This window comes from Cedecea sp., from assembly GCF_036500665.1.
GTDB lineage: Bacteria > Pseudomonadota > Gammaproteobacteria > Enterobacterales > Enterobacteriaceae > Cedecea.
In genome coordinates, this window is record NZ_DASYBS010000036.1 from 1 (window position 1) to 9,371 (window position 9,371).

Annotated in this window: 6 protein-coding genes; all 6 read right to left on the reverse strand. The window is 51.4% G+C overall.

Annotated features, from left to right (window positions below; all coding sequences use genetic code 11):
• The coding region (locus VGM55_RS06305; RefSeq protein WP_331635003.1) for an ImcF-related family protein at positions 1 to 2,162 on the reverse strand (2,162 nt) is incomplete at its 3' end.
• Between the two features lie 5 nt (positions 2,163 to 2,167).
• Positions 2,168 to 3,592, reverse strand: a complete 1,425-nt coding sequence (locus VGM55_RS06310; RefSeq protein ID WP_331635004.1) for a hypothetical protein — start codon at positions 3,590 to 3,592, stop codon at positions 2,168 to 2,170.
• Complete coding sequence (locus VGM55_RS06315; protein WP_331635005.1) at positions 3,592 to 3,855, reverse strand: PAAR domain-containing protein; 264 nt, start codon at positions 3,853 to 3,855, stop codon at positions 3,592 to 3,594. The genes VGM55_RS06310 and VGM55_RS06315 overlap by 1 nt, the downstream gene beginning before the upstream one ends.
• A gap of 81 nt (positions 3,856 to 3,936) precedes the next feature.
• A complete protein-coding gene (locus VGM55_RS06320; protein ID WP_331635006.1) occupies positions 3,937 to 5,871 on the reverse strand; it encodes a T6SS effector phospholipase Tle3 domain-containing protein in 1,935 nt (644 codons plus the stop codon).
• A complete protein-coding gene (locus VGM55_RS06325; protein ID WP_331635008.1) occupies positions 5,861 to 6,910 on the reverse strand; it encodes a T6SS immunity protein Tli3 family protein in 1,050 nt (349 codons plus the stop codon). The genes VGM55_RS06320 and VGM55_RS06325 overlap by 11 nt, the downstream gene beginning before the upstream one ends.
• Position 6,911: 1 nt before the next feature.
• Positions 6,912 to 9,371: type VI secretion system tip protein VgrG (locus VGM55_RS06330; RefSeq protein WP_331635009.1), on the reverse strand; the 2,460-nt coding region annotated here is incomplete at its 5' end.

A 9,371-nucleotide genomic window follows, 5' to 3' on the forward strand; every position in this document is an offset into this window, starting at 1 on the left:
AGGGCAATCAGCGGTGACTGGCGCACATCGCTCATCAGCGTCAGCTGGTCGGTGACATCAGCAATATTATTCGCCGGGTTAAGTCGCAGGCTGTTAAGGAAGCTCAGCCAGCTACCGGCGAAATCGGTGAAATAACGCTGGGTCAGGCGCGCTTTTAGCGCCTCCGGCGACAGGTCAGCCGAGACCGCTTTACGGCTGTCGCTCAGCACCCAGTCAATTTCATCGCGCCTGGAGTTGGCCGCTTTCTCGATGGCCTGCTGGATCCCCCCTTCCCACGCCTGACGGGTAAACATCCCGGGCACCACCTCATCGGTAGCGAACAGACGGCGGGCATCCGTACCGCTGGTCATGTCTTCCAGAGAGACATCGGCAAAGTTACGGCGCACCGATTTGAGCATATTTTCATACAGCGTACTTTCGGCATTGCGACGGCCAATCTGCTGTAACAACACCTGGCGACCCTGGCTGACCAGCTGCGGGGACAAAGCAATTTTCCACTGTGGCTGCTTCGGCAATTCAGAGATGTAAAAGGCCCACAGATCCGGCGACAGGCTTTGCCACAGGCCGGTTGAGAGGCCTGCGCGAGACGGTTGTACACCTTTCATGGTACGGGCGTAAAAAGCCCCGTCCACTTTGTCCGGGCGCGACATCATCAGCCAGGCTTTAAGCTGGTCATAACCGGGCTTCGCCAGCTGCACACGTTGGTCGCTATTGGGCGCGGAGTTAGCCAGCGCGGTAAGCTTTTGCGTCAGGGCCGCATTTGCCGGGTCGCGTATCAGGCGATTATTCGCCACGCCATACCACGGCAGCATCGCATTCAGCAGCTGCTGACCGTGATCTAGCCCAAAGCGCTGGTACCACGGCGTACCGTCCTGGGCATGATGCTGCAGGCGGCCGGCATCGTTTCGCAAGTCATACAGGGCCGTTAGTTGAGCATCGGACACGGAGGGATCTTTCACCAGATGGTGCGCTTTTCCGGCGACAGAAGAGATCTGCCCGTAGTTCAGCGCAAAGGAAAGCAGCATGCCCGCGCCCCAAACACCGACCACCGCCATGATGGCCCATGCCAGCGTCTGCTCCCAGGCCATACCGACGCGACGACCACGCAGGCGGGTACAGTCATCCACCACGCCCTGCCAGGTGACCGGGAGCGCAAGGGCATGGCTCTGGGATTCAGCGCGGTATTTTTCCACATCAGCGGCGGCAACAGTGCCTTCGGGTGAATCAACAGCCTGGCTCCCCGGCAGACTAAACACCAGCCCCCGCAGCGGAATACGCGATTGCGAGCTATACAGCCACGGCGTCAGCTGCTGAGCCCAGCGGGCAATACCGCCCTCTTTCAGATGCTGCCCCAAACGCAGCAGGAAGTCGTGGATGTTATTTTCGACTATCTGGCTCACGCCCCGGGCGCGCAGTTCCGGTAGCAGCGCTTCGAGCTGGCGGCTGATGTCATCAGCCTGCGAACGCAGCGGGAAACTTGCCCCCACGGCCTGCTCCGCACGCTTCGCCTGCGACCAGTCGCTATCGCACAGCTGCCACAGCCAGACCGGGGCAGCATAGCGCAGCAGTTCGCTGATTTTCTCCAGGCCGCGCAGGTCGTTATCGCTAATCTGAGATGTGAGGTTCAGCGATGTCGGCATCACGCGAATAATCCCGTCCAGCGGGCGACCGCGACGCAGTTTACGCAGCGCGGTGTATTTTTCCTTATCGGGATCAGCAGTCAGGCTGCCACCGAAAATCAGAACCGTGCGGTTACCTTCCAGCCATTGCTGCTGTTGCAGGCCGGGCACCAGTTGTTCAATCGCGGCTTCATCGCCGGTGACCAGTAGCAGGCGGACTTTGCGGCGCCAGAAGAACGAGTACCGTCTTCTGAGGTGCTTGCTCAGCGATGAAAAATCATATTGATCCGACGTTCTTTCTTCATTGTGATTGTTGTCACCATCAGACGTAACGGGAGAGGGATTTTGTTGCCTGGACAACGTAAAAAACACCAGGGTGCATAATGTGGCAGTCAGAATGATGAAACCTGCCAGCACATACCAGAAATTATCTTCACCACTACCGGAGGGCAGCTGCGTTGTCTGTGCAAAAACAAAGAGTATCATCAACAGGGCTGCCACGATGAGTAACCCAGCGCCCAGTGGCTTTGAAACCTTTTTCATACCGGTTATTCCTTTCCGGAGTGTCGTGCAACCCTGATAAATTCCGGGCGCTGAAGACGGGCTGTAATTCGTCTCAGCAAAATGGCCAGCCCGGGCAATGTCACTATCAGTGACAGCAGAAGAAGAGCGATCCCTGACCAGGAGAATGCCGTTGACGGGAAATAGTGAATCATCAGGCTGTACAGCCCGGCATTGAGCAGTAATGCCATCAGAACAGCCCCCCCGGGAAAGGGTGGCTGAATAACGAAATGATCATGCCCGACTACAGGGGCGGCGTTTCCAAGCGTCACAGCCCAGGCATCATCTTCACCTGCAAGAAGAAGCCACTGGCTGGCGGGGCCATAAGCAGCCATCTCAGCCGCAGCGCCAATCATTGCCCAGCCAGCAAGACCGCCATACCGTACACATGCTGTGTCATAGTCAATGACACCGCCAGTGCCAATGCTATCGTACAGAGGAACCGACAGATCATTCAGCACCCTGTTTACTGACTGTCGTGGTGCATCTGCCAGTCCACTGTGCCAGACAAGGTGTTTCTTGCTGGCAGGCGTGAGGGCCATATCCCGTAATTCACTGAGTTCCGTTGCAAGCGTACGGATGTTGAGCGGCATCGCCCGGAAAAGCCGTAACGCATTTTTTCCTTCACCCTGATTTAGCATCGACGGATGAATCATAAACAACGCGCTGGCAAATTCAGGCAGAACATCATCGGGCAACCGATAGTGCATTGCCAGCACCAGTACGGGCCGCTTTGTTGATCCCACAAACTGATTCCAGTCACCAAAATCTGCATCCTGAAAATGAACGTCGACTTTCCAGGGTGGAGATTCTGCTGTCCAAATACGTTGGAATGACTGCAGTTCCCGTTCGTTATCATTACCGTTGGTCTGAACAATAATCTGGAGTGGGCCGGAAGGATATCGTCGACGAATCGAAGGCGTTATCTGAGCAATGAGATGACTGAGTAGCTGCTCAAAACGTGAAATTCCTGGCGTAAGGGGGGCTTCCGGCAACAACGTTAAAGGCGGTGTGTCCGCACTATCCCCTTCTTGTGTATGTGCCAGACGAGACAACAGGTCCGTATCGGCAGCGATGAAAACATTGCTGAGAATGACAAGATGCTGGAGCGCGCGTAAGCGCCACTTCAGACGAGTGTTTCGGCACCACTCATTCCAATTCCAGACACGGATTGCCAGCGTTTCCCACCAGAAGCTGTAAACCGCGATGGCTGCCGAAATGCCCGCAAATGTCCAGGCCGTCAGCGGTAGCCAGTACCCGCTGCTCAACGAAGGTAAGCCAGTTGCTGGTGACTTCAGCACTGCCACAAGCAACCCTATAAAAAGACCCAGGATAATAATCAGCAGACAAACCCACGGCGACCAGACCGGTGCTGGTTCTTTTTCAGGCACCTCCGGCAGAGACCATCCCATCAGCCAACCTCCATATCCTGCATGCTTGCGATAACGCTCGCCCCACACTGCGTCTTGCAGCCATGTAATACAATACCTCGGCCGTTTTCTTCATAAGCAGAAATATCGCACTCAATAATTTTATTTGTGCCGTGCTCAGGGCAGGACACAGTGTCATTCAAAAGTGCAGCATTTTTACCGGATATATCAAAACTGGATGAGGCTGATGTGACTTTACCACCATGTGTAGTGGCATCGCCTAAAACAACAACGTTCTTCCCCACTTGTCATTCCCTTCTTTATAATTAAATATTTCATTTGACTTTACAAAGCACGTTAAACATTAAAATCAATATAAAATATAATCATGCCTTATTTACATTTCTGTAAGCTGGTAGCTTACTTTGTGCTTTATTAAATTCATCAATGACCGTATCTCGGCTAATTAAATCAGGTTCCGGCACTTTGTCGGGTATTCCACCGAAGAGATAAGGATCCTCACCCTGCACCCAATCCGCTTTACGTCGTAAATCGGCCATAAATGCCTTATCCCAGGTTGCATCGCAATACCCAATCGGCAAATCATAAGCCACCACCTGCGACATAAACTCAGCGTGCATTGGCAAAGTACTGTGGTCCGTTGGCTGAGAAACATAGGATCTTAATCGAAGATCTTTTTCTTCAAACGTTTCTTTACGAGTGACTGGTACCATTCTCGGTTCAGATTGCGTGCCAAGATTCTTAAATCCAATCACAATATCCTGATTGGGATATAGATTGATGTAATTATCATAGGTATTGTCGTTTTTTAGTTTTTTATCCGGATTAATTTCCCCCCAACCATCTATCTGTCTGTCATCGTGTTCAGCTCCAACACGTGATTCATCAAAATCAGCTAATTTTGCAGCATCAATAGGTTCAGGTACCTTTTCGGCATTAATAAATACCGTTTGCCATTCTGGAGGATCCGGATAGGTGAAACCACTGCTTTGATACTCGTCGCCTTTATCATCCCAGAAGGGTTTCCCATCCGGCAGTTTTGCAAAAGGTGTTACTGCATTTGGAGCTTCGCCACATGGAGTACTGCGAGCCAGCATGCGTTGAAATAAATCTCCCTGATGCTTTTTCAGCAGAGGATGAGGCTGCCCCTGAGAATCATTGGGTAATCCCTGCCAGCCAATTGAACGTAGCGGGCGTGACCCCATAACACGGTCATGCGGACAAAAGTAGATATAAGTGCGCCCATGATTATCTCGTTCGGCAAGACTGGTGCCACTTTCACCAGCAAGAGTGACATCAGGCCGCCAGCTCTTTTTATCTACCGTCTGACCTACGCAAAGCCCCTCATAGCCAAGCGATGACAGGTGATTTTTTCTGGAAGCAACCTTATCAACAATGGCAGACAATGTGCTTTGCCTTCCTTTAGGTGAGATACATTCCTCTGCAGGAAGCGACGCACCGTTAAGATCGTTGTGATCCAGTGCATAGGGAGAATTAAGTACAAACAATGCATCAGGTGCTTGCTCAGCAATCGCAACCGCAGCCATTGCCACCATCGTTCCCTGGCTGTGAGAAATAACGGTAACCGTATCTTTGGGATATTCTTTACGAATACTATCAATCAGGTCTGCAAGACGTTTGGCTGCATGAGCATAGTATTTTCTCGGAGGTGCATTGGTTAAAAGGCGATCTTTATCTTCATTGAGCCATTGAACTTTAAAAAAAAATGGACCTTCATCAAACCCTTTCTCACTCCAAACAGAGTGCAAATTATTTGTTCCATTCTGAAATGGCCCTCCCCCCCAAAAAAATGGCCCTTGCTTCAAAATACTTTCGTGAGGTATCCCGTCTCTTTTTAGTTGGTGATAATCAACACCCTGTCTATTTGCCAAAGGGATAATATACTTATCCTCTTCACCTTTAACTGGAGAATACCCCCAGTAAAAGCGAATGACTGGAGACGTTTCTTTCTTAGGTGCGGGTAGATCTCTTTCTATAAGAGGTTCAAACTCCAATTTATCATCAGAAAGATATTTATTGGCTTCCAGCTCATAAGACGTTCCATTTAGACCAAGCCTCTTATTCAAGCCTTCACAAATTTTTTTCTCCGCAATGGAAAACCATTCTCCTGTCGAGTTAACACCATGAACAAGAATAATAATACCAGGCAAATGTGGAGGTAAATCACACCCACCTCTGATTTGGCAATTTTTATGAGAAGGGAACGACTGCCAGGACGGATGCCCATTATCATCAAGCTGACATTCAAGCTCTCGAACAGGCCCAGTGTTATTGACCATTTTTTACCACCTCCTTTTTCCCATTCGACTCAGTTGTATACGTAATAGTTTTAGCTTCAATTCCTTTATTACATAGGTAGTTAGAGTCTATGCTTTGCGTTGAAAGTTTTGGGAATTTGAGTCTGTCACTATATACTTTATCTTCAATCCTAATTCGAATGTCAGACAATTCATTTGCAATTGCATTACTTTCATCATGTGTTTTTGGAGGAGTTGTTGACCTGGTATAATCGAATATCTGAAATTTAGGGCCATACTCGTTTGCGTAAGGTAATTTTTTTCTTATCAACTCTTCCTTGACCAATTCATAAGTTTTCTTCTGCCAATCATCGTATATGTTTATTAACTTACCGTCAGAAACTCTAAATTTATTCACTGAATGGAGATCATTATAGCCCCACGGATGAGAATAGATGTTTTCTGCTTTAGATTCGTCTCTCAGATAAACCCCATCATTCGCCACCACCACTTTAAGCTGGCTAAAACGTTCAGGGGTCCTACGTTTTATTGCCACTATCTGATAAATAAAAGACTTACCATAGTCAGGTGAGAAATAGAAAAATACAGGGCAACCTGTTGTGGAGTTACCACTACCGCAATATTGCCGGGTAGATGCGCCGGGGAATGCCAGATAACCGTTATCCGCCCCATTAATAATAGAGCCCTGATAAGCTGCTAAATTATTCCCCCGACGATATGAGAAATCATAAAAATCGCTATCCCATCCCAGGTGTGTTTTTATTCCCCGTTGCGTGTCATTGTAATAGACCTGCCCACCCTTATCGCAGGAGATATAATTCTCTAACGTCAGGTATCGATTTTTATCTATGCGATAAATAATTTGAGGCGAAGCATCCGTTTCAACTTTTCGTGACTCTTCTGTCTTTTGAGAACCGCTCATTCCTCCAAGGCCGACACCAAAACTGGCCCCCATTGATACACCAGCTAAAAACTGAAGCCCTTTATAAATGGCATACAGGAGTACACCAACAATGGCTATAATTGTGAGGACTTTCCTGTCTGACTGATTCCATCTCATCTTAATTCGCCTTAACTAAGCTGATAATCATATTGTCGATAACATCTGATGAATTGAGTGTCGTTGCTCCAGAAGCATCAGTAATACCGGAAACAACAGAACCATTTGGCATAGTGATTTTGTACGCTTTACCTGGTATAGGTTCTTTTGTTAGCGCATTTCTGATGACAAATTTCTCATCAAATGTTGATGGCTCAAACGATTTCATCACACCCTGCATGCTGCCGGTTCCAGCTTTTTTTATTCCCGTGTTCTTTATCAGCAGCTTACCCGGACCGCCTATTTCAACATTTCCGCCTTTGATTTTGATATAGCCGCCTCCGCATATCAGCGTCAGTTCATCCTGCGCCGTCACAACCAGTTTCCTGCCACTCGAAATATGCGTGTCCTGCGTCGACCAGGTGGTGATATTTCCTCCCTGAGCCTGAATATCAATATCGTTATGCGAGCTGAACAGCTTTGCCCCTGCACGGCTGTACAGGCTGAGCTGTTTACCGGCCGCCAGCGTGACGTCTTTCTGCACACCAACATCCAGTTGCCTGCCCGCCGTCAGGGTCAGATTGTCACCGGCTGACAGCTGCATATCCTCGCCACTTACCAGCGCAACCCCTTTCGGGGCACTGCCCAGGATAACCTCCTCATGCAGTTGTTCAATTCTCTGCTTTAGAAGCTTTTGCTGACGGCTGACATCGGCCGCCAGCGCCTGGGCCTGCTGTGCGCTGGCTGCAAGAGATTCCATTTCCACTAATGCTGCTGAAAGCCTTGCAATTGCTGGCCCCATCTCCAGCACATCCCCCTGCGCCTTCGCCTGCCCGTCCGCCGAGATGAAGATGCCTTTCTGCGCCCGTATCGCGCCCCAGCTGTCGGTTCTGAGCTCAAAACCCTCGCCGCGCTGCTGCCTGTCGCTGTCAACAAGATGCCCGAGATTCAGCTGGCTCTTGCCGCCGTATTCGGTGGAGACCTTGATATGCTCTTTACCGCGCTCATCGTCGAGGCGGATTTTGTTGTTCGCCGGGGTGCGCAGGACGTTGCGCTTATAGTTGCGGATGGTGACGTGGTCGCCGTGGGCCGAGTCGTGCAGTACGCCGGAGATATACGGCCTGTCCGGGTTACCATCTTCAAACCCAATCGCCACTTCGGTACCTGCCAGCAGCGGCAGGTGCAGACCATAGGTGTCGCCCGCATACGGACGAGACTGGCGCACCCACAGGCTCTCAAAACCGGTTTCCCAGTTGTCGCGGTCAAACAGCATGTTGACGCGATAGCGGCCGTCTTTATCAATATGACCGTAGGTATCGTTTTCGGTGGTACTGGTGACGCGGGCGGGCAGCGTGCCCGCCATTACCGGGCGGCTGCCGGGCTCAGGGCGGAAGCCAAGGTCCGTGCTGTCCGGGATACCGTCAAAATGCACGCTGAAGTCTTCATCACGTCGGGCATGACTGCGCATCGCCGTGACAACCACGCCCTGACTGAACACCGCTGCCACTTCATTACCGCCGGCGACTTTCAGCAGCATACCCGGAGAGAGCGTCGGGCTGCTGGTGATGGCATGGGTCTGCGTCTGGCCGTTCAGGTAACGCTCATGCCGGATACGGGCGTAAAATGCGCCGGACTCCGGGGCCGGGTTACGGTCATATGTGCTGCCCGCCGTCAGGTAGTTGTCGGCATAATGATAGGCATCGCCGTACGTGGTGGTATCCCCGCGGGTGGTATCCACCTGAGTATTCATGTCTTCCGTAGCCTGGCGGTAGTTGTAGTCGCGGGTGCTGACCTGCTGTTGCACCACGCGGTGATGGCTTTCCATGCCCCACACCGAGTCCACGCCGTCCGAATGCTGGCCCGACGGCGGTACTGAGGGCAGGGTCAGGCCCTTTTCGTAACCCTGCTGGCTGTCGTAAAATTCCACCACGTCGATGTTCAGGCGCGTATCAGTAGTAAAGCGGAACCAGATCCCCACCTCGCCCAGCAGGCGGGTGATGAAGTGCAGGTCATCCTCACCGTACTGCATCACCTGTTCACGGCGCGGGTACTCTTTTGAGAGCGAGAACAGGAAATCCTGCCCGCGCATGGCGTGGCGCTCACGCAGGATTTTTTCCACAATCTGCGGCACCGACATATCCTGGTAGATGGCGTTCTGGTGCGAACGGTCAAGCAGCGCAAAACGCGGCTGGAGCGTCAGGGCGTAGCGGGTTTCATCCTTCGACGTGCTGAGGCGTTCAAACCCGCTCACCACCCCCTGAATTACCCGCACCGGCTGCTGCATTTTTATGCCGTAGCCCTGGTCCACCGGGGCCTGTAGCGTCAGGGAGCCGGCCTTCAGCAGCATCATCTCTTTGCTGATGGCGTGATCTGCGCTGGTGAACTCCACCCGGTAGCGGAACGGCTTGCTGAGGGCTTCATCACCTTCAAACGCCAGCACATCAAGTGCTGGCTCACACCCTTTTACCGTCAGCAGATGGTG

What these genes read in the sequence shown, in the direction of transcription:
- VGM55_RS06310 (WP_331635004.1), bottom strand. Translation starts at nt 3,592, where the DNA reads ATGGGATGGTCTCTGCCGGAGGTGCCTGAAAAAGAACCAGCACCGGTC.
- VGM55_RS06320 (WP_331635006.1), bottom strand. Translation starts at nt 5,871, where the DNA reads ATGGTCAATAACACTGGGCCTGTTCGAGAGCTTGAATGTCAGCTTGAT.
- VGM55_RS06325 (WP_331635008.1), bottom strand. Translation starts at nt 6,910, where the DNA reads ATGAGATGGAATCAGTCAGACAGGAAAGTCCTCACAATTATAGCCATT.